Raw genomic sequence first — 23,934 nt, forward strand, 5'->3', positions numbered from 1 at the left:
AAGTCAGTAACGTGTACAGCATGACAACATTCAAGCTTTTACCCGGACTAGATGCCCCTCATGGATCGAAATCCATTCGTGCCGAGAGGAGTGAATTCTAATCGGGCTACTTTCTCAAATGACCACTCGTATCTCCCTGGTATCCAGCCGCCCCCAAATTTAACCTCCATGTAGCTACCCGCTTGGATCGGCTTACCGGCAACAAAATGCCGCAGGCCATTGCTGCTGCCTTTGTGTCCAAGTGTAATCAGATCTTCAATCATTCCATTTTTTTTCGGCTGCGGAGTCATCGGGTCCTTCTCCCCAACCCACTTCCTGACTTTCAGTTCCAGCCCAGGGATCGGTTCTATCCAATCCGCATCCTAATAATATGTTCCGGTGTGATTCCGAAGTTATCCGCTGTAAATAGTATTCTAAGCTGACTAAAAGAGGGCACTGTCACAATTTCCTCTCCTACTTCGGGGTACCGTCGTAAGATTAAATCGGACCACATTTCAGATACAAATTCATCGTTGCTTTTCAATTCAAATCGTGGCAGATGACTAATAAACTCGGATCGCTTTTTGCCAACTGCCTCTGCATCTTCTTCTTGCTTCCGGGATGCGTAAGGGTAGAGCAGATACATACCAAAATGATATAGATGAATATCTATCTTATTGTCCATGAGCTCGTCCACCAGGTACTTGAGCATTACGAGACAGTCAGGCTTCTTTTCGGCATTCAAAAAGATATCATATCTGTGTCTCAGGTTTCGAAAGAATCTTTCCGGGTATTGGTATACATATAAAAAATCCCCTTTTCAAGTCCTCAATTATTGGCATACATATCGACCTGCACCCGGCTGCAGGCTAGCCACTTCTCCAATCGATCAAAAACCTTAATTTCAAATCCCGATTCATTTCTCAATACTTCAAACCGGATGTTCTCCTCTACCGCCGGCCCTCCAATTGTAACTTGATCTCCTATCAGCATACCTTCAAGATTAGCTTTTCGACTTAGGCTTAGTTTCATAAAACTCATTCTTTCCTTATTAATTAAGTCCAACTGATCGACTCCACAGCCCGTAGCAGTTGTTCAATCAATCTTTACTTGTTGCAGGTGTAAGGCTTTTGCCGAAGCCCAACCGCCGATGACAAATTGATATCGGACAATTTGTCCGATATAATGAAAACAAAACGGACAAACTGTCCGAATCTATAATCTGAAGGGTGAAACTGGGATGTATATCAAAAAGTTGTATTTTTTACCCGTAGGTGAATGTTTCCTAGATCAATCGGCAGTTAATCGAACCCTTGCCCCCGGGAAATTAGTCGGAATGCCTGTGTGGTCTTTTCTATTGGAAACGACCAGCGGGCCGATACTCATCGATACGGGAATGCCCGACGCTTTTATCAACAATCCCGATTACTACAAGGGGACTAGACGTGAAGGGCGCGTCGTCCCCAGCATGTCTGACGGCGACTCGATCGTAAATGTGTTAAAGCGTGTCGGTTATCGACCTGACGATATTCAAATGGTCATTAGCTCCCATTTACACTTGGATCATTCTGGGGGAAACGGGCATTTCCGCAATACGCCGATCCTTATTCAAAGGGCAGAGTATGATGCGGCCATAAACAATGAGGATTACTCTCCATTAGAGTGCAGGCTGCCCGATTTACAATATCAAATCATTGAGGGTGACCATGAATTAATTCCGGGGGTTCAAATTTTATTCACTCCGGGTCATTCCCCTGGCCATCAATCAGTCCTTGTCACAACGGAAAAGTCGGGCCCAGTGCTACTGACATTTGATGTTGCTTATACTAGGGAGAACTTTGAGAATAGCGTACCGTTCTTGACATTCGATCAAGAGATGGCTGCCAAATCGATTACTCGCATGCAGGAGTTAATTCAGGATGTTAGGCCGTCCTATGTTTTCTTGGGACACGATAGAGATCAGGCGCAAAAATGCCGCACCTTTCCTGACTTCCTGTAATGGAGGGACAGGCTATGGATACTCAATCAATGGCTTTATCCGGCAATGAGCGGAAATTAATGGGGACACTTTGCTTGCTCATTATTTTCGGAAACATCAATATGACCATGTTTAATTTGTCTATACCTTCGATTTCCGCTGACTTTGCCCTGACCTCCTCGCAGGTGAGCTGGGTTATGGTCGGTTACAGCATTTTGATGGCTATCGGCGCCGGTACTTACGGCAAGTTAACGGAGTCCTTTTCCTTTCGCCAGCTGTATGTCATTGGTTTAATCCTTTTAGCTTTCGGCTCTATGATCGGCTTTTTTGCAGCTTCATACTTGCAAGTCATCATTGGAAGACTGCTGCAGGCAGCAGGGGCCTCATCCATCTCTCCCCTGTCTTATGCGGCAGTAACCCTGTATTTTAAGCCTACAGTCAAGGGACGGGTGCTGGGAACCTTATCCGCCACAATTGCCTTTGCTTCCGGCTTCGGGCCTGTGTTCGGCGGTTTCGTGGAGCAATACTTTGGCTGGCGTGCTTTGTTCATCGTGTCCAGTCTGAGCCTATTTGTTATCCCTTTGATATTCAAGTATGTTCCTGACAAGAAACACGACCGCGGTTCATTCGATTTTCTCGGAGCTGTTTTGTTCTCCGCGGGACTGGCGTTGGTGTTGCTAGGGGTTACGAACTATTGGTTTATGCTCATTGCAGGAGCAGCAGTTCTTCTATGGTTCGGTACTCATATTCAGAAAAAAGAACATCCATTTATCGATGCATCTTTCATGAAAAATGCTCCTTACCGACGAATTCTAGGGATTGGATTCCTTACCTTCGTATGCAACACGGGGTTAACCTTTACTCTTCCTGTCATGATGAAGAATTCCTTTCATTTACCAACTAGTAAAATCGGTCTGCTGATGCTTCCCGGTGCCGCCTGTGCAGCCTTGCTCGGATCCCGGATCAGAGGTTGGACAGATCGTTTCGGAAGCTCCCGCGTGCTTGTCATATCGCAAAGTCTCGTCATCAGCGGATTTATACTACTGGGGGTATCTGTACATTTGCCGCCATGGATCGACGCTTTATTGATCATTATCCTTATGATTGGATTCAACGGTGTCCTCACCTCTAGCAGCAATTTAGTTTCGACGACACTCCGTTCGGCTGAGCTGGGTGTGGGGATGGGTATTTTCACACTGGCCTATCTCCTAGGCGGAGCATTCGGCCCTGCGCTGGTCGGCCGACTGATTGATCTAAAGATGCCTTTTTTTGTTGTTTATTTTACCATTTCCCTGTTGGCAATCCTGACATACTTATTCGCAAGAAAAGCAAATCCTAGCGGAAGCTATGGTAATTAGTTTGGTAGACTTACGACATGTCCGAAAGATATGGAGGATGAATAGATGAGTAAATTAAATTTCCAACTGTCCTTTGCTGCTATTCATGAGCTGGCCGAGGGGATCCGAACAAGGAAAATATCCCCCGTAGAGATTACAGAACATGCGCTTCACCGCATCGAACGTTTGAATCCGAAACTGAACGTTTTCGTTACCCAAACGTCCGAACTGGCGATTGAACAAGCGAAGCAATCGGAACGCGATATTATGCATGGTCGGTACAAAGGGCCCCTTCACGGGATTCCCATCGTTCATAAGGATCTATATTACACTAAAGGGATCCGAACAACTGCCGGTTCAAAAATATTGAGCAGCTTCGTCCCCGATTACGATTCGACGGTTGCAGCTAAGCTACATGAGGCTGGAACAGTTCTGCTAGGCAAAGTACAGACTCACGAGTTCGCTGCGGGATTGACAACAACTAGCCCGCACTTTGGTCCTTGCCTCAATCCGTGGAACACTGAACTTGTAGCGGGAGGTTCAAGCGGCGGTTCGGCTTCTGCTTTAGCGGCTGGACTTACTTATCTGGGAACAGGCTCGGATACCGGAGGTTCGATCCGCATACCCGCTGCTTTGTGCGGTGTCGTAGGGATGAAGCCGACGTACGGTCGGGTCAGTCGTTATGGTATCATTCCAATGGCCTGGTCATTGGACCACTCGGGTCCGTTGACCCGCTGTGTCATGGATGCGTCCCTGTGCTTGGATGTGATGTCTGGCTTCGATCCAAAGGATGAATCGACTGTCGATCTGCCTGCGCCAGGTATCAAGATGTATCCGAATGGTCTCAGAGGTGTGCGTATCGGATTGCCGACAAGCTACTATTATGAGGATTTGATGCCGGAAGTGGAAGCTGCGATGAAGGCCGCTATCAATAAATTCCGAGAACTGGGAGCAGAAATCATCGAAGTTAGCCTGCCCCTGATCAAACATGTTAGAAGTGCGACGATGGCCATTATGATGACGGAAATGTACTCGTACCACGAGAAGTGGCTTGAGACAGAATTGGAACAGTATGGACCGGACGTCCGAATGTTTCTTGAAAGCAGTAGAGATATTCCGGCTTCCATTTACCTTCAGTCTCAGCGGGCCCGGCAACTAATTGTCAATGATTTTTTGAATGCATTGTCCGGAATCGACATCTTGTTGACGCCGGCAACACCGATCACTGCGCCGCGTGCAGATGATGATGCTAGTGTATTCAGATTGAACTCATTTACGCTTCCGACCAATTTGACTGGCTTGCCTAGCCTGAGCATGCCTTGCGGCTTCTCACCTTCCGGTCTGCCGATTAATATGCAATTGATTGGCCGCCCCTTCGAAGAAGCGACAGTACTAGGTATCGGCAATACTTATGAAATGAATACAGACTGGCACAAGAGACATCCGGATTTGTAAGCCTGACTATATTTGATGGAGGGTAATCTATGGATCAAAAGCAACTTAACTCTGAAGTTAGCAGGAAAGCATCAACCGTAACCGGAACAGATACGACGAGCGACAAGAAAAAAGCATACGAGCAGTTTATTCATACGATCGCAAGTTTAAAGGAACTGGACCTATCGGGCATTGAACCGCATTTGCCTCCAATTTACAAAAAGCACTATACCAAGAAATTAAAAAAAGCTCATCGGTCACCCAAATGAATGTATTTTTAATTTTTCACGAAATGTATTATAATTATGAAGACGGACAACATGTCCTATACACGAAAAACGGACATATTGTCCGTTTTTCGTGTTAAATAACAGTTAAATTAATGATGAGGGGAGATATTTATGGTAAATTCAGAATCGCAATCTGTCTCTCTGAAAATTCCCAGAGAGGAGTTAAACCGAAGACGAATTTTGGCGGCGGCTAGAGAACTTTTCATCAAAAACGGTGTTTACAATGTCAATATGCATCAGATTGCGAAGACTGCTGGAGTAGGACAAGCAAGCCTATACCGCCGCTACTCGGATAAGGGCGACATATGTCAGGAGATCGCGTATGAAGAATACCAACCTTTGTTTGATGAAGTTCAAGCATTTCTTGATCAATCCCCAGAAACCGCTGCCTTGGACCGGCTTTACCATGTAATCGTAAGATATGTCTCTTTTTTAGAGGCGAAAGTTCCTTGGCTCTGTGAGGTCAGCCGGGCCTCAACCGGGCATCGTCCGTTACAATCTCCGTTATGTCAATGGATGCGCAATATAAGCAGAAATCTGCTAAATGAGGCCGTTGAACAGGGAGACGTATCCGGGGTGGACATTTCATATACTATTGAAGCCCTGCTGGCCGTGCTTCACAATATCGATTACCATCTCCAAGATGAAGGCTTTACAAGCCAACGAGTTCTTGATGGATTACACCGCATATTTATTGAAGGTTTAAGAGCTAATAGACATTAATTGAGGGGCTGGCCACAAAGCCACATAACATGGATGAGGGATAGTCCTGCGTAACTCCTCTTTTTATCTCATAATGGTATATTGAATGTACAAAGAAACCATATCCTTTCAAATGGTCGGGTGGTACCTCCATTTTACCCAGGAACGGTTTCTTATTGTTTTACAATTGGAGAATAGGACGTCCCTAGTCATTTTTATGACTTATGGGACAACCCTTTTTTTCTGCCTATGGCTGCTATGCGAGTTGAAGAGATTTGTACAGCACTTGGGGATTTTATTAAAATTTAGTCTATCTTTCTCCTTACGGATATACAGTAATACTTCGTGCATAGATTTATATAAAGTATGGTAAGATACCCCCGTGTATTCTAATACTGTACAAACTGTTATCCGGCCGGCTTTTTGGAGCAAATCGGAAATCACGAAGTCTACATCAGCCTTATATTTATTGATTCTTTCCTGTCTTAGTTTCTCTTTAGTTTCTTCTATTTTTGAAGTTATTTTATTGTTTAATTCGTTATAATTCGTGATTATATTGCTATAAGACATCCCTAAAAATGTGACTACATCCCTTAATGTAATTTGTTCATGATCGTGTGTTTTGATGTACTCATTTGCAAGTGACCAAAGGTATTTTTCCTTTAACTTTTTCTTGTTGTGGTTTTGCTTTCTAATTGCTTTAGAGATTCTATTACCCAGTCCGTGCTCCCAAGGCAGAAAATGGAATTTTTAGATATCGAGCAATTGCCTTATGAGATATTTTAAGATTTTCATACACAAATGTTTGAAGAGCTTTCTCCAATTGATCTACAAGTTCAGCACTGTTATAATTCTGACGTTCTATTGTTTTCCTTTGATAATGTTCTTTATCAAATAGGGCATTAAATATAAAATACCGTTGCACAGCAGGATCAAATAAATAATAGTAGAACGTTAATATTCCAACCTAAAATCGCTCTTGAGTTCTGAAGTAATCCGAGTTTACCCTTCCAATTTAAAAGCCCTCTAAAAATCTGTACCAAATCACTACTACATGTTCTGGTTGGACCGAATTTTTTAGATAACTCCCTTGACAAAAGCTTATTTTTATTTAAATATCCCATGATCTTGTACACAGTATTATTGGACCTTTCTAGTCGACGTGCTATTTCACTCACCGATTGTGTATTCTTTAGAATCTCCCGTGTTCTCTCAATCATACCAACCCAGTCATTAATTGATTTCCACATGTTATCTGAGGTATCAATCCCGTATTCCATCCAACATACTGTACAGATGGAATGCCTATTATATTTCTGACCTTGTACCATATGTTAGCATATATAGAATATATATAGTAAATAGAAACACAAAAAAACCAATAGAAACAAGGGGTTTTGTTTCTATTGGTTTAAAAATGTCTCAAACATATACCCAAAAATGTCTCAGTTATCAACCATATCAGTCTCAATTATTACCGTTACTCACAGCCCCCCTCCCTTATTTTGGCTACTTCATTTGAAGCATATTATAAATCATCTCAGCCGCTTCCGCACGCGTAACTTCCTGTTTGGCACGAAAGCTGCCGTCTGGATATCCTTGTACTAAATTAATCTCAGTTAGACCAAGTACATCCTTTCTGGCCCACTCTACAATTTGAGAGGAATCTGAGTATACACTGCTTTCTTGCTGTGGTGTAGCCTTGATAATGTTATTCACCATTTTAGCGGCCTGCTCCCGATTTATGACCCGATCTGGACCGAAGGCTTTGTTACTAAAACCTCGAGCGACTTGATCCTTAATTGCTGTTTTGAGCAGATCAACATACCATGCAGATAGATCAATATCCTCGAAGTCTAGAGTCACATCTGTTTCGAGCGGTAATTTAAGAGAACGAACAAGCATCGAAGTAAATTCCATACGTGTTACGGGTCTATTCGGTTCAAAAAGCGTGCTGGATCTCCCCTTCACTACGCCCAAATCGGCAAGCGCATTTATTTTCTCTCTATTAAATACCCGATCAATGTCACTAAAATGATTTGGCTTCGTCTCGATTGTCGAGCCTTGAAAGAACTCTGTTTTTGTTTCTATCGGCTCCTCTACAACAGTCTGAATCGGTTTTACACCCCCCGCGCCTCCTGCTCCAACACCTGTGTCCACAGCATTCCCTGTAGTTTTACCACTCGCTTCTTTTGCCTCTGTGCGTTTTCCTTGACTATTTTCTGCCCAAAGTTGAACGGTATACAATTGCTTTTCTCTCAGCTGTCTCCAGATAAAAGCTCGATCCTTACCACGATATAGGACTACTCCTTCACTAGCGAGAACAAAAATATCATTTTCATGCTCTGACTCCCAATGGATGATAAATTCACTATTGGTTGTTTCTGTCTTCGAAAACGCAAATGCTGAAGACGGTAACGTCTCGACCTGACCTTCTGACTGCTTACCTTCACCGCTTGTGTTCACTGGCTTAACAGTAATACGATACAATGTAGAACTATCTAATCCGTCTACTTTAAACTCTTGAGTAGTCGTATGGCCGATAAGCATCTCGTTTTTGTAGACATTGTAAGCATCTGCACCCGGAGCTTCTGGCCATGTAATAAGCAAATCGGTATCCGTTACGCTTTTCACAACCAACCTATGATTTGGTATTTGACCTGGCAATGTACGATACGTAAAGGGAGCAACGTCGCCTTCTCCCGTAGTATTCATCGCCTGTATACCAAACGAGTAAATTATACCAGGCTGGATATCTGAAAGTATGATGCAAGCTTCTCTAGTGTCAAAAACTTCCCCTGTATCTTTGCGGATTACTGCATATTGGGAAGCACTCTTGATTTCATTCCATGTCAGCGAAATCTGTCCATTCCCAAGTTCCGTAACTTTTACATTTTGTACTTGAGGCGGGAGTGTCAGCAGTTCACCCAACGCTGGCGGGCTGTAACCACTGCTGTTCCCACTACTCACTTGAAAAGTGTAGTTTTTCCCACCTGTTAAACCAGATACAACTATCCGTGGTTCCGTACTATAATAATTTTGACCGTTGATTGTTACCTTATATTGAGTTGCCCCATCAACCGGAGCCCATATCAATGTGGCATCGTGCTCGCGAACATCTACAGCTGCAAGTTGTACAGCCAAATCAGGTAGCGTTAATACGTTGATAGATGTATCTAAGCCCGTACCACTTCGATTGTAAGCCCGAATTTTTATATTGGCAGATCTACCTGCTGGCAAACCTTCAAAAGTATAAGAATGGATACCACGCGGAATTTGCACCTTTGGTTCATCGTTAACATTCAAAATGTACCCTTCAGCCCCCTGCACATCTTGCCACGCTACACCAACAGAATATACATCCTTCGTTACACTTGAAAGTGTAGTTACCCGTTCTGGTAATGTCATAACGCCGAGATGAGCATAGTCTCCAAATCCTGTTTCATTTTCAGCAGATATACGATAGTTATACTCCGTTCCCGCCTGAAGCCCAGTATCGGTGAATTCTGTATACACATCGTTATAAACCGAGACCTTATCTCGCTCTAGAGCATAGTAGGTGGCAGTGATTACAGAATTCCACTTCAAGTCGATTCCATCTTCTCTTACGGTTACATTCCGGAATCCGCTTGGGCTGTCTGGTAGACTTAAAAAAGATACATGTTTTGCTGCCCCCTCTCCCATGGCGTTTATAGCGGATACAGAAACTTCATAATACTTACCAGGCTCCATCCCCTTAATCGGATTATACACATCCTGTGTAACCGTATCCTTAAATATGATTTCTCCCGTGCTTGCGTCCGCTGCTGTAATAATATATTTATTAGCTGAAAAAACTGGCGTAAAGTCGGCCATGATTTCTGCTGAATGACGAGAGACCGGTCGCAACTGAACATGCTCAGGGGCATCAGGTAACGTTAATACACGGACTCGATTAGAATATGCATTGCCTCCTACATGATTACTGCAACGCAGTTCATACTCATATTCATGTCCTCCTAATAGCCCTGTATCTGTAAATGAATTTGTCGGATGGTTAACATCCCAAACCTCATTTGTTGTTAGATTTCGGACTGTATAGACATAACCATCATCAAGACCGGAGGGGAGAGTCCATTGCAAATCAACCTCTGTGTTGCGTACAGATGTTGCCGAAAGCTCAACCGGCTTCGGTTGCTTTTGAATGCGAAGTGCACTGCTGACCGTTTCATACATGTTTCCTGCCTGGTCTTTCACCTTCGCATGGACATACCATTCGCCTTCATTTGAGAGATCCAGCTGGACTATAGGATCGGCGGCAGCCTCCCAGTTTTCGGGTGAATCGGAGCTGTTCGTGATTTTATACTGCCTTGTCGATGGATCAATCTCCGAGTGCTGGTCAGTATATTGTATGTTCACATGAATATTAGTATCTTTCCATTCACGCATATTGGGTGTCAGTTGAATGCTCGGCGGCTCCAAATCGATATAAGACATTGCGTTCACCGGAACGCTTCGATTTCCAGCTGCATCTACAGCTTGAGCAGTTACTTTTACAATTCCGGAACTATTTAATATTCCCGATGAACCAGGCACATAAGCGCCAGAACCCAATTGATATTCATAATGCACTGCTGTAGTATCCGTTGCACCCGAGAGTGTAAACTGTACTGGTTTATTGATATATCGGTTAGGATTCGTTACCTCAGAAAATATAACTTTCGGAGGGGTGGGTTTGGTTCGATCAATCATAACCGATTGAGTCACAATGGGACTAGACACATCAAGATTATTGATCGTCCGCGCTGATAGTTCGTAACTCCCTTCTGCATTTAATGTAAAAATGCCATTGTATGTCAGCCACTCCCCAGTTGGACTCAAACGATACTGTGTCTTCTTAATTCCATTTGTAGAGTCACTTCCCGACTCAATGGCAATGTCCACATCACGGTTCGTTGGACCCGTTTCGCTAGCCCGTATAACAGGAGCCGTCGGCCCCTTTTTATCAATCGTGATCTCTTTGCTTACCTCCAGGCTCACATTACCGACATTATCAATGGAACGAGCATAAATCGTGCTTTTGCCATCTTGGTTCACATGAAACACTCCACCATAATCCTGCCAAGCCTGATTCACAACACCGGACAATCGAAATTGAGTATGGGCTAGTCCAGAATAATCGTCTGCGCCCGGTTGTAATGAAATGGTATATTCATTACTGTTTCCTGTTGCATCTATAATGGGGGGAGTTGGTGGCATCCTGTCTATTCGGACATTGGCGGAAAAAAGACCACTATACTGGTTATTGACGTCCACTGTTCGGGCATAAATTGTATTTACACCATGATCATTGACAGTGAAGGGACCAATATATTGCTGAAATGCTCCTCCATTCAGGCTATATTCATAGTACTTTAATCCTTCAGGAGCCACATCCCCATCAATCCACACGGTTACAGGCTCTTTGGTCCACCCTGTAAACACCTGTCCCTCTGCGCCAGCATGTATCTGGGGTGGTTTAGGCATCAAGTCCGATTTGGGAATAATACGGATTCCAAACTTGGATATTTCATTACTTGTCTGTTGACTAGTTCCCATCGCTCTGAAATATCGTACATCCCTTAATGTAATAGAGTCAGTGATATCTATCCATTTCCCCTGGTAATAGCTATCGGCATAGAATTTCGTTACATTGGTCCATGTATATAAATTCGTTCCGTTGGGTCTCCAGCTGTCGCCTGCGGCGGCATTAGATGTATATATATCTGTATGATAAGATCCCTCAATGTAAACAAAAATCCTGTAATCCGAAGTCTTAATAGATCTTCCAATATCAATAAAACGATTTGTCGGCTGTTTAGTTCCATCACATGTATACCTTGCCGACCCCATGCCAGTGTATACTTCCGTTGCTCCTACTCCACTTCCTGACCAAGAGCCCCAACTATCGCCTCCACCTGGCAAATTATTTTGGCAAAAAGGACCTCCGATGATTTCTTCTGTAGCAGCTGATACCCTTTCCGGGAATATGGGAATGGTCATTAATAAGAGGAGTAAAGCCAGTACTCCATACACCCATTTATTGTGCTTCCTAACCTTTCGTTTATTTTTTCGATACATACACTTCTCCTTACTTTATTTTATTTTCAAAGAGTTCTACGTACTCGCTTTGGCTAAAATAGAAAAAGCACCTCAAACGAAGGCAGTAATGCCTAAGTTTGAGGTGCTTCCTCAATTTCACGAGTATGTTTTGAAGTTATTATACTTCGTTTCAAACAGGATGTAAACAGAACAGCAAAATGAACTGAAATAAATTTTCGAAACACTCATCCCAGAGACCCTTTTGAAACTTTAATTGGCCTGAACACCCAAGTTCCGAAAAAATCCCCGCATATTCTGCATGTAAGAATCCTCAGGAGCAGAAGATTCCTTAAGAAGATTTTGCATACTATTCATAAACGCGGAAGCTGAGGATGTATCCGCTTTGTCAAACCGATTCGTTAACTGTGGTTTATTTAACAGCTCTTCAGTCTGTTCTGTACGTTCCTTGTATTTATTAATCCAATCGGGGTTTTGAGGAACCTTTTGTGCAAAACTCAACAGCTGGCTTAATCCATTTCCTCCACCCTTAATGTCATTCATGAACGCAGTATATTTTTGAGGATCGACCTGTTTCATCACTTCCGACAGCTTGACGTAGTCCTCAGGGGCACCTATCGGACGATCTGTAGGAGTCGTGTAGCTAATATCTCCGGTCTCTGAATCAATGGTTCGTGTCAAGGCAATACCAGCTATCTGGTTCATGGTTTGCATAAATTCCTTGGCTTTATCGCCTTCCATGTAATGATCCGCAATATACTTGGACTGGGAAACTCCCATCTCCAGCAATACCGCGCGCTGCTTCTCATCCGTTACCGTTCCATCGACGATAAAATTGGATTGAATCATATTGTACACAGCATCCGATACTTCTTCCGGTTGGCCCTCCAAAACCCGGTTTAATGCATCGTTGATCTGAGTTGTGCCAAAATACTTGGCAGCATGTGACACGATATCCCCCTCAGCCAGCTTTCTGCCAGCTTCACTAATCTCCACGGTGTCCTGAACGACGAACCTGGACACTTTTTCTTCATGTAGCTGGGGGGACGGAACTTGCTTGCTTGTCGGATTGATCCGTAAGCTACCAGAGCTAAGAACCGCTTGTTGTGCTTTAAGAGGTTCAAAATTCATTCTACTTCCTCCTGTCATGTTTGTAACAGGCAATCTAAGGCGTATGTACGATGTAATGTAACCCTGTTGCTATATATATCGGACAAAGCATATATGGAATGAATATATGCTTTGTCCTAAAAATGAACAATTTTTGAAGCAAGATCCTGACTCTGAATATAAATTGTTAAAATAAACAATCTGACGTTGTCATTGCTTTATAGACAGTACATCAACCACCATAAATGCTATAAGCAAAGTGATATACAATATCTGTAGCTGTAAGTGAAGTACCTGACACCTGGGCAGCTACACCTGAAAGATCATAGTAATGTGTAAAGCTTATGGGACCAGACAAGTATTCTGCAATACTTCCCGTAGAATGCGGCAGGGAAAGGGTCACACTAAAGGCTCCATTTTGATCCGTATAACCAGTACCTGTACGAGTTCGATTCCCGCTGCTTTCAGTCCAGTTCTGGTTCAACCATGTCACATTAACTGGTGCATTTGCTACTGGATAATTATCCGTTGTAGTAACAACACCCTTTACAGTCAGGCTGGTGTTTCCATTAACCCGATAATGGCGACCGTAAGAGTAGGATGGATAGTCATTCGGACCGTTTTTAGAGTCATAACCGTTAATTACAATTTTTCCAGCCCGAAGTACTGGTTTAAGTGTGAGTGCATATAAATGGTCGGGTGAATACTGGTTTGTGGTGTACACTCGCACATAGTAGGTTCCCGTATTCAAAGTGACATTATGATTGGTTTGCGGCAGAAGCGCCATTTGGTTGCCACTAAGAGCCCCATAAACTTCCGCTTTGTAACCGTAGCTTTCCGAAGTGCTGTCCAGTTTGACATTCAAACCATCATAATTGCGATTCGCAGGAATTGTGATTTGATACCAATCATTGTCAATTCCTGAATGAATGGAGCGTGAATTAAGGGTAGATCCCCCTGTACTAAATGTAAAGTTATAGGCATGAAAAGCACTCTCATCCGGTTCATAGGCATCATATTGGGAGTTTACATCCACGGTTAAATAGAAAGGATCATTTATGCTCGATCCCTTTTTGGAATGGACTGCAACTGCGTAAGCTTTCTCAGATCCGGTAGCATTGCGGCTTCCTACGTTTTCAGGAACTGATGCCGATCCCTGTTCATACTTGTTAAAATAGGTTCCATAGGTGGAGGCGTCAATAGCATTGGGGTTGATATCCCCTGTTGTCATATCAAATTCGTACAAGTATAAGTCATAGTCAAGCTGCTCTGAAAATGGACCATCCAACTGTGCCTGCAACAATTCACCTGGCTTCACATAAATCGGATATAAAAACTGTGTGCCTCCCTCTTCTGTAATTGTACCTGAATACGTAGCAGAAGAAGCTGTGGCTGCCGTTGGACTAGCTTTCAGGGAAGGAAGGGTCTCCCTTTTCAAAGAGAATGTCTCTGGTGCTTTAAAATTGATATTTTCCTGCATGTTATAAACGGAGGATGTAATACCTTCAGGCTTGTCCACCCGGGTTAAATGCTCAATAACATCTTCGTTGTTCGTTGTTAGCTGAAAACTGGAATCAGCTTCAATAGCTTGTTTTTCCTTGTTCAACTCTGTACCTTGACTCGCGTTTGCAGTCATCCCAAAAGCAAACAGGAGCATCAAGCTTAGCATAACTGAAATAGCCTTTCTGAACCTCTTCATACTGAAATCCCCTCTCAAATGGTTTAAGGAATTCCCGCTATTCCCTGGAGAATCAGGGTATCTTCTAGGCTGTTGTCTCTATCATAAAACATTCTTGGTTCTAATGGAATATATTGTAGCAAATATTTTTAGTCGTCATTTCCTAAAATAGAAAACTCTAGAATCCTTAGATTAAATGATAATACTAGGATAATAGACTTACTTCAGACACTTTTTTACCATAAAAACCCTACCATTCTCTTATTTATACGATATAATAAACTGATATGGGTAGTTCTTTTAGACTAATTAATATATCTAATTACCCATAAACATACATAGAAAAAGGGGAATACAGATGAAAAAACTTAGTATATTTATGTTAGTATTGTGTTGCTTTTCAATTTTGGCAGCTTGCTCTACCGATCCGGTAAAAAAAGATTTAATTACCTATGTGAATGATGGAATGCTTCCGTTAACACAAGATGAAAAAGCAGTAACTGAAAAATATGAATCTGTGACCGGGGATAACTTCACAGATGATGAAACACTATATAATACGTTACGAGATAATATTATCCCAGAATACACCAAATACCTCGATAAAGTTGAAGCAGTAAAGACGGAAACTCCTGAGGTACGGGCCGTCCACGAAACCTACATCAAGGCGGTTAGCACTCAAAAAGAAGCACTCATTACGATGATCGATGCGTTGGAAAAAGGAGATCTAAACTTAATTAATGAAAGTAACACCAAGCTTAGCGAGGGTAAAAAGCTCTTCAGAGATTTTGGTGAACAGGTTAACACACTGGCTAAAGAGCACGATGTGAAGATCAATAAGAAATAAATTTTAAAGCTCCCATCTCGGGAGCTTTTTCTATATCCTAGGAATACTCGAAGCAAATTATCGCTTTCCTTAATTCTCTATCATAAAATAAGTAAACCTTATCGGCTCCAAACGCTTGAAAATAATATCCGGTGAAAGAACCGATATAGGTAAATGTCTCACCATTGGCACGTTTAGGCACATGAAGCAGATTGGTTTGCTCGAACTTGAGCATTTCTTCCAAGGATTCGTCATATTCCTTGATGTAGCTTTGGGCCTCATCAGACTGAAATGCGATGTCATCCAGAATACCGTTGACTTCGGGAAAGCTTAGCCCCCAACCACTGGATTGTTTTTCCTCAAAATCGTGAGTGAGCTCTTCCACAGACTTTTTGGCCTCTCCAAAGGAGGAATATGGACAAATTTTATGGTTTTCCAGGAAAAATGCTTTGCGAGCTTCGTAGTCTTGTTCATTAGCTATGTACACCTGTTCCAGTCCGTCCAGTGCCATGACTTCTCTCTTCATACGTAGGTACGCTTTATCTCCGGTAGATTTCAGCGCTTCATAGGTAGCCTCCAACTGCGCTTTCTGATGAAGACTAAAATAATTCCAGTCTGCTTCAAATTTGTATTTGCCGTCAATTACATCGAATCCCAGCATATCTTCCTTGGTATATAAGGTATGAAATTGCTGAGTATTTTCACCCACACAGCCTTCGTGGATTTCTTTTACGGAAACAAAATGAAGCCACTCGTCCTGCTCTGGAAATAAGAATTGGAGGTTAATCGAGCAAATTGGCAGAAAGTGCTTGCGGTGATGTTCAAGATCGCTGGCAAATACGTCCTCGTATGCTGGAAAACGTTTGATAAATCTCTCTGGTATGTTCATGGATGCTCCTCCTAAATTGTACGGTTCTATGGTTGCTTTTCGATCCGAAACGTCCCTTCACTCGAAATCACGCTGTAAATTTCATCAAATCCTTCTTCGTAACTTGGGACCTCTAGTTTACTCATTACACTTTTAATACCGATTTCAGGAATATACTCTTTGCCTGTGCGCTGCTCATTACGCTTAATAGATTCAGCATAATCAGGTTCAAAGTAGTAGCCAATGATTTTAAATCCCTTGTTTTTACAAGCATCTATATATTTCTTTCGTTCTTCGACTGTGGGATTGGTATTGTCCACTACAAAACGCTGCATCGTTTCGATGGAGGTCTGAAGGTACATATTTTCCCTATTCCGTGTTTTAAGCATATCAAGATTTATCCGCATATGTGTTTTGAAGAATCGTTCTTTATAAAAAGCCGACTTGCCCGAAGCCTGAATTCCTATAAAAATGACACACTCCAAACCTCACACATCCTTGTCCAGGTATACATAATGGTTAATATAATCTCTATTTTGTGAAAAGATTGGTGTGTCATGATCAACATCCCACTTGCTTCTGACGGCTTCTCCTTTGTTATACTGTTGTTTGGTAATGCAGATTCCCCGCTTTTGCCAGACCGGAAGGTCATTCCAGTTCAGTCCTTTTTCCACAAAAAGCTTGTCTTGAAGCTGATTTCCGTTCAATCCTTGTAGTTCTGAATGCCTGAAATGAGCTTGAGCTACCATAGAAATGCTGTTTTTAGTAGCGTCTTGTTGTCTCCATAGAAAGTAGTTTGCAACCTCATCGTGAGGCAAAACCCATGCTCTTGCATCAAAAGTAGCTAGAGGCTTATCCGGATAAACTTTCTGGATTTCCTCGTTAAATTTGGCAGTAGCCAGAGAGGCAGATATAGACACCATCTTTTGAAGATTATTTTCAAACCATGATTGTGTCGTTAATTTGTCGTAATTCGTAAGAAGCAGAGAGATTTCATCACTCTGATGGTACACCAGTTTACATCCCATAATATTATAGGCCAGATATTTGCACGTCTCCCATAACGCAAAGATTAGCTTCTCATCAAAAGGTTTCGTCATCCCACGTGTAAAGGTATGAAAATGAGCACCATCGATTCTGATAATTACGGGTAAACGGCGGGGTAAACTTAATCTATAAGCATTTTCATATTCCTTCATTCTATTTCCAAAATCATCTTTTTTCATAAACTATGTAGCTCCTTCGCTTTTCATAGTATCTATTAATCAAAGGTGCTGCTGAACTCCCCAACAATATACAATCCAATGTCGGTTTCACCTTCTCTTTTTATTTCACAGCAATATTATCCTCAAAAACAAAAACGGAGATGGCTATATCTTCTTCCACTTTAATATCTGAAAATAAATGCAGTAAGCGGGAATCCATATAATCCTCCAGTTCTTTATTGAACTGTACAGGATAGATTTTTTGTACCATTTTGGTTCGAGCTGCATGCACCATCTCTCTTCCTGCATCCTCTTGCGCAAGAAACTTTTCGGATGGAGTTAAATTACCGTATAGCATTGTGATGGCCATATTATCTACAAAGGTTGTATGTATGCGTTCCGGGCCTTTTCCAAATAGCTCTTTACGTACTTTTCGAATAATTTCGTTAAAACCCGTTTCCTTTCTCATATCGCACCGCTCTCCTAAATCTACTAAAATCCTTGTTACTATTTCCATCATAACCGATTCCTATCATATAAAACAGAGATGAAGCGAAAGTGATTCTTGGAACATGCTTACCATTGAACGTCATAGAAAAGAAAACGCAGCCCGCCCGATCGGACAGACTGCGTATATTACTGAATCCAAACGGACTAGTCCTTCACCAGTCGATTCGATAGCATCAACATGATAAAAGAGAATAGGATAATGACGGCTACCCAGCTCCAGGAGAGTGTCATATTTCCGACCTCGGACGCGGTGTAAATCGCCGTAGGCAGGGTTTGAGTCTGTTCAGGAATATTACCCGCAAGCATCAGTGTAGCACCAAATTCCCCTAACCCTCGGGCAAATCCGAGAATGTACCCTGAAATAAGCGGTCGGTAGGCAAGGGGCATCGTAATATGGCGAAACACTTGCCATTCGTTGGCACCTTGCGCACGTGCAGCCTGCTCTACTTCGGGTTCTACAGCTTCAAAACCTGCTTTGATCGTCCGATAAGCCAGTGGAAAAGCAACAACTACCGCCGCCACCACTGCGGCTCCCCATGTAAATACAATCGTCTGCTGGAACAGGCTTTCAAAGGCAGCGCCAATCCAACTTTTCCTTCCCAGCAAGATGAGCAATATAAAGCCGACAACAGTGGGAGGCAAAACAAGTGGAAGAAGTAGAACGGTCTCAATCACACTGATTCCTCTCCGCAGCTTGCAGTTCGCCATCATCCGAGCTACCACAGTTGCTAATAAAAAGACAATGATGCTGGCAACGACAGCGACTTTAACAGATACGATAACCGGAGGAAGAAAAGCCGACCAATCCAACGGGACCCCCTCCTTTATCTGTGAATTCTATTTCCCGGTTGTTTCTGCTGGAGCTGAAAATCCATCTTTACTAAATACGCTCATGGCTTCATCTGTACGCAGAAAGTCAACAAACTCGCCCGCTTCCTTGCTGTGCTTGGTTGCCTTTACGATGCCTTCTGGATACAGGATAGGTGCGTGCAATTCCTCAGGTACTTCTAGCGCTACGACCGTTTTATCGGATGATTTGGCATCCGTCAAATAAACGAGTCCAGCATCGGCATTGCCTGTTTCAACATAATTTAATACCTGTCTTACGTCTTTGGCGAATACCATTTTCGGTTCCAGCTTGTCCCATAATCCGGCCTTTGTCAGCGATTCTTTGGAATACTGTCCGGCCGGAACGGTAGTAGGCTCCCCAACGGCAAGCTTCATATAAGAAGGACTTGTCAGATCATTGAGTGTAATACCCTTGTTGTCTGTGCTCTTGGCTTTATCTTGCGGAACAACCACAACCAGTTTATTTTGAAGCAGTACGCTATCTTTTTCCACTAATGATGCATCGGTTAAAGCCTTCATTTGCTTCATACCTGCCGAAATAAATACGTCAGCGGGTGCACCCTGCTCAATTTGTTTCTGTAAAGTACCGGATGACGCATAGTTAAAGGTAAGCTTGATATCTGGGTGCTGCTTTTCATACTGTTCCTTGAGCGTATTCAGACTATCTTGAAGACTCGCAGCGGCAGATACGATCAACTCTGTTTTGGCTGCAGGCGCTGTCGACTGTACAGCAGCCGGAGACGAGCATCCAGCCAGAACCCATGCCAACAATCCAACGAATGTGAATATGTACCCGAATTTCTTTTTCAACTTGTTCTTCCCCTGTCCTCTATATTCCGTAATGAGGTGACAGTGCGCAGCTCATTAAGGTCTGAATCTATTGGGTTAACCCAAATATTTGTGATAAATAGACCTCGCCTCGGCGATATCCTTGGTGCCATGGATCAGAACACGTCCATCCTGAAAAAGAACCAACCGATGCATTCCAATGACAACGGATACTAGATATGGATTATGCTCCACTTGGCCCCCCTGACGGGATAGCAGACGGGCCGCTTCGTTCAGATTGCGTACAGAGCCCGTGACCGGTCGGATCTGAACCGTATCACGTCCGCACAGTACAGCCGTTTTAGCCTGATGCTCCAATTGTAGAAATGGATACACCGGATGCTCTCCACACGTCGAGCAATCCGTTTTTTTCATGGCGCTGATTTGGATCGCCTGATGTTGATTATTCCATAGATCGAAGGAAATCAGCTTGCCCTGCAAGGCTGAATTGTCCCCAGTGAGCAGCTTCAATGCTTCGGCACTTTGGTAAGCTGCCACCATCTGTACAGCCGGGCTGATCACACCGACCGTATCACAGGTTGCGCCGCCGAGCGGTACGGTTCCGAGCAGGCAATGCAGACAGGGTGTCTGTCCTGGAACGATCGTAAAGGTTGTTCCGTAACTACCTACACACGCTCCATAAATCCAGGGGATTTGGTGCTTGACGGCGTAATCGTTAATAAGCAGACGTGTATCGAAATTGTCAGTGGCATCTACGATGAGGTCCACTCCTGCTGCAATGTCGCCGATTTCCTCTAGTGATACGTCTTGGACTAGCGCACGGATGTCCACGTCCGAATTGATTTGCTGCAATCGCCTCTGGGCGGCCACTGCCTTGGGTATCTGTTCACGAGCATCTGCTTCGTCGTAGAGCTGCTGGCGTTGTAGGTTACTCCAGTCTACATAATCTCGATCTACCAGCGTCAATCGTCCGATGCCCGCTCGCACCAGCATGTCCGCGTTGGCCGTTCCTAGTGCTCCAGCACCTACCATTAACACATGCTTGCTGCGGATATTTTGTTGTCCTGTCGGCCCGATCTTTCCGAATAATTCTTGTCTTGAATATCTGGCGTGGGACGCCTGCGTGTGTGCTTCTGCATCCGCATCCGTTTTTGGGTCCTTTTTCATTTCAGACATCGTTATTTACGCCCCCATACTTCTAATCCATTAATTGCTGCAAGTCGATCAGACAAGATAAAAGTTCAGATGTCCCGCCTAACTCAAAAGTTATGGGGTGTTATGAGGATTCCAGCCACCCAGCTGGTGCCCCTTCCACTCGGAGCCATCCTCCCACACTTCCTTTTTCCAAATTGGTACGATTTGCTTCAAGCGTTCAATAGCATGGCGACTGGCCTCGTAGCAAGTATCACGGTGTGCAGCAGAAACAGCAATCACGACACTGGTCTCTCCAATCCTTACCGTACCAAGCCGATGTGTAATGGCAGTGCGCGTTGACGGCCAGCGATCAGCAATTTCGTCACCAATTTGCTTCATCGTGTTCATCGCCATCGGCACATATGCTTCATATTCAAGCAGCACCGTTCGCTGACCTTGTGTAAATTCCCGAGTCGTGCCATTAAAGGTCAATGAAGCCCCATGAGAAGGGTCGAGTACCTTTGAGGTTACCTCATTGGCATCAATCGGGTCGTAGGTAATAGCATATAATCCGCATTTAGAAACGACCGTCTCCATTCCGGGAGCTGACTGATGAAGAGCAATTGCGTCTGTTGGAAGCACAAGTTCATCTGGAGAAGCCAACTTTTGATGATGGGTAAAAAAACAACTAGACAGTTGTGAAGCTATCTCCGGGTACAACTCATTCAGCCTTGTTTGAATGTCTGCAATGGTCACCGTTTCCTGTGAAAGTTCCACAGTGAGCACGTCACCAAATTGCTCCGCCATACCTGCGAATAATTGAATATGGTATTGCATATTCATCTGACCCCCTTTGTTCCCTTATCTATCGAATTCACCTAGCCTGTTACTGGAGCTTATCCTCCTGAAACCGGAGGAATAATCGCAATTTCATCATGTATACTAACCAGATCCTCTGGAGCGACATAGGCTTGATTTCTGGCAACAAAAGCTCCCTGCAACTGGGCCGCTGCTTCAGGGAAATATTGGGACAACAAGTCTTTTAATGCGTTGACGGTCATCGTCTCCTGATCAGCAGGCACCGTAATCATAGGCCTTCCCATCAGCTCTGCAAGTCCGGCAAATACTTGAATATGATAGTTCATTAAGTAGGTTCCCCCCTTTCAGTACAAGGACTAACCATCGCATATACACCAAGAAAAACCAACATGAACTAATACCTCGAAAGGTTTTATTCCATGCTGGTTAACTATGATGGTCTACATTGATATTTTTATATTATATTTTAGATTCAACCAGTTCATCAATCCGCTCCGTGTGCGTATACACATTCAAAGAACGACTTCGTATAAAACCGATGGTAGTAATCCCCAGATCCTCTGCTAATTCAAGTGCAAGCTCTGTGGGAGCTGACTTGGACAAAACAACCTCACAACCAATTTTCGCAACCTTCAACAAGATTTCAGACGAGATGCGCCCACTGAATACGATGATTTTATCTTGTAATATAATATCATGCTTTAGGCAGTGCCCATAGATTTTATCAAGCGCATTGTGGCGGCCGATATCCATTCTGGACAGGATTATTCCGTCTTTGTCACACAGCGCAGCATTGTGAACGCCACCCGTCTCCTGAAACGTATGTGCCGAGGTTTGCATCAAATTCATCAGGCGGAAACAGTCATCAAAAGACACCGTAACATGGGCATCATTCATTCTTTTTGCCACTTTAGCATCATTTATAAAGTAAAATCCCTGTCTACTTTTTCCGCAGCAGGAGGTAATGTATCGTTTGGAATGAAAGTTTTGATAAAACTCATTCATCCGACGGGTTTTAATATGAACAAAACCTTCTTTTTCCTGAACCCAAATATCTTCGATATCATCATACCGTTGAATGACGCCTTCAGAGGCCAAAAAGCCTACTACCATATCCTCTACATACTCTGGTGTACAAACCATGGTGGCAAATTCCTGCTGATTGATTTTAATGGTCACTGGATACTCCGTCACCACTGTGTCTTCAAAACGCTTGATCTGACCGTCCCGATAACGTAGGATCTCGCGTTTTACCTCAGCCGGCTTTTCCATGTGCTCAACTCCCTTGTTTCTGACAGGCTGGCTCTTCGGTCACCCGCCGATATGTGACATTTCAATTTTGGACGATGCTTGCTTCGTATGAGTCAATCGTTCCTCTGAATAGCGGTCGGTACGTCCTCTCCAAACACGCTCAATGTAAGATCTAATCTCATCATCGGATTGCTCGGACCGCAGCATCGTGCGAAGCTTGTACCCTTTGGACGCAAACAGGCATGTGTACAAGGAGCCCTCAGCAGAAATTCTCGCCCGTGTACATGTGGAGCAGAAAGCGTCCGTAACGGATGAAATGATGCCGATTTCCCCGTCTCTGTCCAGATACCTGTAGCGCGTCGCCACCTCACCTTTGTATTGGGGTGGAACAGGTTCTAACGGCATGTGCTCATGGATGGTTTCGATGATCTGCTGCTTGGAAACAACCTGATCCAATTTCCAGCCATTGGTGTTACCTACATCCATAAACTCAACAAAGCGCAAAATATGCTTTTTCTTTTGAAAATAGTCGGCCATAGGTACAATATCCTGATCGTTAAAGCCCTTTTGCACGACCATATTTATTTTCACCTGCATTCCCGCTTGAGCTGCAGCTTCAATACCTTCCAGCACTGCCTTTACACTGCTTCTCCCCCCGTTCATGCGGCGGAATCGACCGTCATCCAGCGAATCCAGACTAACCGTCACTCTCTTCAGCCCCGCCTCCCGTAGTGACGCTGCATATTTAGGCAAAAATACACCGTTCGTCGTCATAGCAATATCTTCAACCCCATCGAGTTGAGTTAACGAATGAATGAGCGAGGACAAATCTTTCCTCAGCAACGGCTCACCCCCAGTAATACGCAGCTTTGTAACGCCGAGCGAGACAAAGATACGAGAGAGGCGGGTAATTTCCGCAAAGGTCAATATTTTTTCTTTTGGCAAAAACGGATAGTCATGGCCAAATATTTCTTCAGGCATACAATATCGGCACCGAAAATTACATCGGTCTATGACGGATATTCTCAAGTCCCGTAACGGACGATTCCATTGATCGTCGCTGCGGTTCGCCATCCCGTTCACCTCAATCCGTCTCA

At 43.6% G+C, this 23,934-nt stretch carries 23 protein-coding genes; 6 read left to right on the top strand and 17 right to left on the bottom strand.

The annotated features are described in order from the left end of the window. Window positions 1-47 precede the first annotated feature (47 nt). The 3 genes from ACH59B_RS17075 to ACH59B_RS17085 form a co-directional block, all read right to left on the bottom strand. Window positions 48-290, bottom strand: coding sequence for a hypothetical protein (locus ACH59B_RS17075; RefSeq protein ID WP_167440709.1), 243 nt, complete (start codon window positions 288-290; stop codon window positions 48-50). A 56-nt stretch (window positions 291-346) separates the two neighbouring features. Next, entirely contained in the window at window positions 347-664 is a 318-nt protein-coding gene (locus tag ACH59B_RS17080; RefSeq protein ID WP_225164786.1) for a hypothetical protein, read from the bottom strand. A gap of 143 nt (window positions 665-807) precedes the next feature. Then, a complete protein-coding gene (locus ACH59B_RS17085; protein ID WP_031461836.1) occupies window positions 808-1,011 on the bottom strand; it encodes a hypothetical protein in 204 nt (67 codons plus the stop codon). Between the two features lie 208 nt (window positions 1,012-1,219). On the opposite strand from ACH59B_RS17085, the gene aiiA reads away from it, so the two are divergent. The 5 genes from aiiA to ACH59B_RS17110 all read left to right on the top strand — a co-directional run bounded on the left by aiiA (window position 1,220) and on the right by ACH59B_RS17110 (window position 5,741). Beyond that, window positions 1,220-1,978 carry an N-acyl homoserine lactonase AiiA gene (gene aiiA / locus ACH59B_RS17090; protein ID WP_123797423.1) on the top strand — a complete coding sequence of 253 codons (759 nt, stop codon included), beginning with the start codon at window positions 1,220-1,222 and terminating at the stop codon, window positions 1,976-1,978. Window positions 1,979-1,992: 14 nt separating this feature from the next. After that, window positions 1,993-3,315, top strand: a complete 1,323-nt coding sequence (locus ACH59B_RS17095; RefSeq protein WP_123797424.1) for an MFS transporter — start codon at window positions 1,993-1,995, stop codon at window positions 3,313-3,315. 45 nt (window positions 3,316-3,360) lie between these two features. Next, a complete protein-coding gene (locus tag ACH59B_RS17100) occupies window positions 3,361-4,749 on the top strand; it encodes an amidase (RefSeq protein WP_123797425.1) in 1,389 nt (462 codons plus the stop codon). 29 nt (window positions 4,750-4,778) lie between these two features. Further along, window positions 4,779-4,997, top strand: coding sequence for a hypothetical protein (locus ACH59B_RS17105; protein ID WP_039276151.1), 219 nt, complete (start codon window positions 4,779-4,781; stop codon window positions 4,995-4,997). Between the two features lie 132 nt (window positions 4,998-5,129). Further along, window positions 5,130-5,741: a TetR/AcrR family transcriptional regulator gene (locus ACH59B_RS17110; RefSeq protein ID WP_013372237.1), complete on the top strand. Its 612-nt coding sequence runs from the start codon at window positions 5,130-5,132 to the stop codon at window positions 5,739-5,741. A gap of 1,488 nt (window positions 5,742-7,229) precedes the next feature. On the opposite strand, the gene ACH59B_RS17115 is transcribed toward ACH59B_RS17110, so the two are convergent. From ACH59B_RS17115 to ACH59B_RS17125, 3 genes are all read right to left on the bottom strand, one after another. After that, window positions 7,230-11,819, bottom strand: a complete 4,590-nt coding sequence (locus ACH59B_RS17115; protein ID WP_167440807.1) for a fibronectin type III domain-containing protein — start codon at window positions 11,817-11,819, stop codon at window positions 7,230-7,232. Between the two features lie 231 nt (window positions 11,820-12,050). After that, window positions 12,051-12,929, bottom strand: a complete 879-nt coding sequence (locus ACH59B_RS17120; RefSeq protein ID WP_044785397.1) for a hypothetical protein — start codon at window positions 12,927-12,929, stop codon at window positions 12,051-12,053. A gap of 211 nt (window positions 12,930-13,140) precedes the next feature. Beyond that, entirely contained in the window at window positions 13,141-14,607 is a 1,467-nt protein-coding gene (locus ACH59B_RS17125; protein WP_240753019.1) for an Ig-like domain-containing protein, read from the bottom strand. Between the two features lie 337 nt (window positions 14,608-14,944). On the opposite strand from ACH59B_RS17125, the gene ACH59B_RS17130 reads away from it, so the two are divergent. Next, window positions 14,945-15,433: a hypothetical protein gene (locus tag ACH59B_RS17130; RefSeq protein WP_404302203.1), complete on the top strand. Its 489-nt coding sequence runs from the start codon at window positions 14,945-14,947 to the stop codon at window positions 15,431-15,433. Between the two features lie 37 nt (window positions 15,434-15,470). On the opposite strand, the gene ACH59B_RS17135 is transcribed toward ACH59B_RS17130, so the two are convergent. The 11 genes from ACH59B_RS17135 to moaA form a co-directional block, all read right to left on the bottom strand. Beyond that, entirely contained in the window at window positions 15,471-16,301 is an 831-nt protein-coding gene (locus tag ACH59B_RS17135; RefSeq protein ID WP_404302205.1) for a siderophore biosynthesis protein, read from the bottom strand. A 26-nt stretch (window positions 16,302-16,327) separates the two neighbouring features. Continuing rightward, window positions 16,328-16,765 (bottom strand): AAA family ATPase, encoded by a 438-nt coding sequence (locus ACH59B_RS17140; RefSeq protein ID WP_017428218.1) that lies wholly within the window; start codon window positions 16,763-16,765, stop codon window positions 16,328-16,330. Window positions 16,766-16,768: 3 nt separating this feature from the next. Next, window positions 16,769-17,506, bottom strand: coding sequence for a tRNA(His) guanylyltransferase Thg1 family protein (locus ACH59B_RS17145; RefSeq protein ID WP_017428219.1), 738 nt, complete (start codon window positions 17,504-17,506; stop codon window positions 16,769-16,771). A 100-nt stretch (window positions 17,507-17,606) separates the two neighbouring features. Then, on the bottom strand, window positions 17,607-17,954 hold the full coding sequence (locus tag ACH59B_RS17150) for a DUF2294 domain-containing protein (RefSeq protein ID WP_016821668.1): 348 nt from the start codon (window positions 17,952-17,954) through the stop codon (window positions 17,607-17,609). 185 nt (window positions 17,955-18,139) lie between these two features. Beyond that, window positions 18,140-18,805 (bottom strand): molybdate ABC transporter permease subunit, encoded by a 666-nt coding sequence (gene modB, locus ACH59B_RS17155; RefSeq protein WP_016821669.1) that lies wholly within the window; start codon window positions 18,803-18,805, stop codon window positions 18,140-18,142. Between the two features lie 27 nt (window positions 18,806-18,832). Further along, window positions 18,833-19,654 (bottom strand): molybdate ABC transporter substrate-binding protein, encoded by an 822-nt coding sequence (gene modA, locus ACH59B_RS17160; RefSeq protein ID WP_017428220.1) that lies wholly within the window; start codon window positions 19,652-19,654, stop codon window positions 18,833-18,835. 75 nt (window positions 19,655-19,729) lie between these two features. Next, window positions 19,730-20,809: a thiazole biosynthesis adenylyltransferase ThiF gene (locus tag ACH59B_RS17165; protein WP_017428221.1), complete on the bottom strand. Its 1,080-nt coding sequence runs from the start codon at window positions 20,807-20,809 to the stop codon at window positions 19,730-19,732. A gap of 90 nt (window positions 20,810-20,899) precedes the next feature. Beyond that, window positions 20,900-21,604: a molybdenum cofactor biosynthesis protein MoaE gene (locus tag ACH59B_RS17170; RefSeq protein WP_153795030.1), complete on the bottom strand. Its 705-nt coding sequence runs from the start codon at window positions 21,602-21,604 to the stop codon at window positions 20,900-20,902. Window positions 21,605-21,663: 59 nt separating this feature from the next. Beyond that, complete coding sequence (locus ACH59B_RS17175) at window positions 21,664-21,912, bottom strand: MoaD/ThiS family protein (protein ID WP_016821673.1); 249 nt, start codon at window positions 21,910-21,912, stop codon at window positions 21,664-21,666. Window positions 21,913-22,045: 133 nt separating this feature from the next. After that, on the bottom strand, window positions 22,046-22,858 hold the full coding sequence (gene fdhD, locus ACH59B_RS17180) for a formate dehydrogenase accessory sulfurtransferase FdhD (protein WP_016821674.1): 813 nt from the start codon (window positions 22,856-22,858) through the stop codon (window positions 22,046-22,048). Window positions 22,859-22,897: 39 nt separating this feature from the next. Further along, a complete protein-coding gene (gene moaA, locus ACH59B_RS17185) occupies window positions 22,898-23,911 on the bottom strand; it encodes a GTP 3',8-cyclase MoaA (protein WP_026065494.1) in 1,014 nt (337 codons plus the stop codon). Window positions 23,912-23,934 lie beyond the last annotated feature (23 nt).

The sequence above is a fragment of the Paenibacillus sp. DP01 genome, assembly GCF_044784315.1.
Lineage (GTDB): Bacteria > Bacillota > Bacilli > Paenibacillales > Paenibacillaceae > Paenibacillus > Paenibacillus polymyxa.

Bases quoted from the DNA above. Each gene is read 5' to 3' on its own strand.
- ACH59B_RS17075 (WP_167440709.1), bottom strand. From the start codon at position 290: ATGACTCCGCAGCCGAAAAAAAATGGAATGATTGAAGATCTGATTACA.
- ACH59B_RS17080 (WP_225164786.1), bottom strand. From the start codon at position 664: ATGGACAATAAGATAGATATTCATCTATATCATTTTGGTATGTATCTG.
- ACH59B_RS17085 (WP_031461836.1), bottom strand. From the start codon at position 1,011: ATGAAACTAAGCCTAAGTCGAAAAGCTAATCTTGAAGGTATGCTGATA.
- aiiA (WP_123797423.1), top strand. From the start codon at position 1,220: ATGTATATCAAAAAGTTGTATTTTTTACCCGTAGGTGAATGTTTCCTA.
- ACH59B_RS17095 (WP_123797424.1), top strand. From the start codon at position 1,993: ATGGATACTCAATCAATGGCTTTATCCGGCAATGAGCGGAAATTAATG.
- ACH59B_RS17100 (WP_123797425.1), top strand. From the start codon at position 3,361: ATGAGTAAATTAAATTTCCAACTGTCCTTTGCTGCTATTCATGAGCTG.
- ACH59B_RS17105 (WP_039276151.1), top strand. From the start codon at position 4,779: ATGGATCAAAAGCAACTTAACTCTGAAGTTAGCAGGAAAGCATCAACC.
- ACH59B_RS17110 (WP_013372237.1), top strand. From the start codon at position 5,130: ATGGTAAATTCAGAATCGCAATCTGTCTCTCTGAAAATTCCCAGAGAG.
- ACH59B_RS17115 (WP_167440807.1), bottom strand. From the start codon at position 11,819: ATGTATCGAAAAAATAAACGAAAGGTTAGGAAGCACAATAAATGGGTG.
- ACH59B_RS17120 (WP_044785397.1), bottom strand. From the start codon at position 12,929: ATGAATTTTGAACCTCTTAAAGCACAACAAGCGGTTCTTAGCTCTGGT.
- ACH59B_RS17125 (WP_240753019.1), bottom strand. From the start codon at position 14,607: ATGAAGAGGTTCAGAAAGGCTATTTCAGTTATGCTAAGCTTGATGCTC.
- ACH59B_RS17130 (WP_404302203.1), top strand. From the start codon at position 14,945: ATGAAAAAACTTAGTATATTTATGTTAGTATTGTGTTGCTTTTCAATT.
- ACH59B_RS17135 (WP_404302205.1), bottom strand. From the start codon at position 16,301: ATGAACATACCAGAGAGATTTATCAAACGTTTTCCAGCATACGAGGAC.
- ACH59B_RS17145 (WP_017428219.1), bottom strand. From the start codon at position 17,506: ATGAAAAAAGATGATTTTGGAAATAGAATGAAGGAATATGAAAATGCT.
- ACH59B_RS17150 (WP_016821668.1), bottom strand. From the start codon at position 17,954: ATGAGAAAGGAAACGGGTTTTAACGAAATTATTCGAAAAGTACGTAAA.
- ACH59B_RS17165 (WP_017428221.1), bottom strand. From the start codon at position 20,809: ATGTCTGAAATGAAAAAGGACCCAAAAACGGATGCGGATGCAGAAGCA.
- ACH59B_RS17170 (WP_153795030.1), bottom strand. From the start codon at position 21,604: ATGCAATACCATATTCAATTATTCGCAGGTATGGCGGAGCAATTTGGT.
- ACH59B_RS17175 (WP_016821673.1), bottom strand. From the start codon at position 21,912: ATGAACTATCATATTCAAGTATTTGCCGGACTTGCAGAGCTGATGGGA.
- fdhD (WP_016821674.1), bottom strand. From the start codon at position 22,858: ATGGAAAAGCCGGCTGAGGTAAAACGCGAGATCCTACGTTATCGGGAC.
- moaA (WP_026065494.1), bottom strand. From the start codon at position 23,911: ATGGCGAACCGCAGCGACGATCAATGGAATCGTCCGTTACGGGACTTG.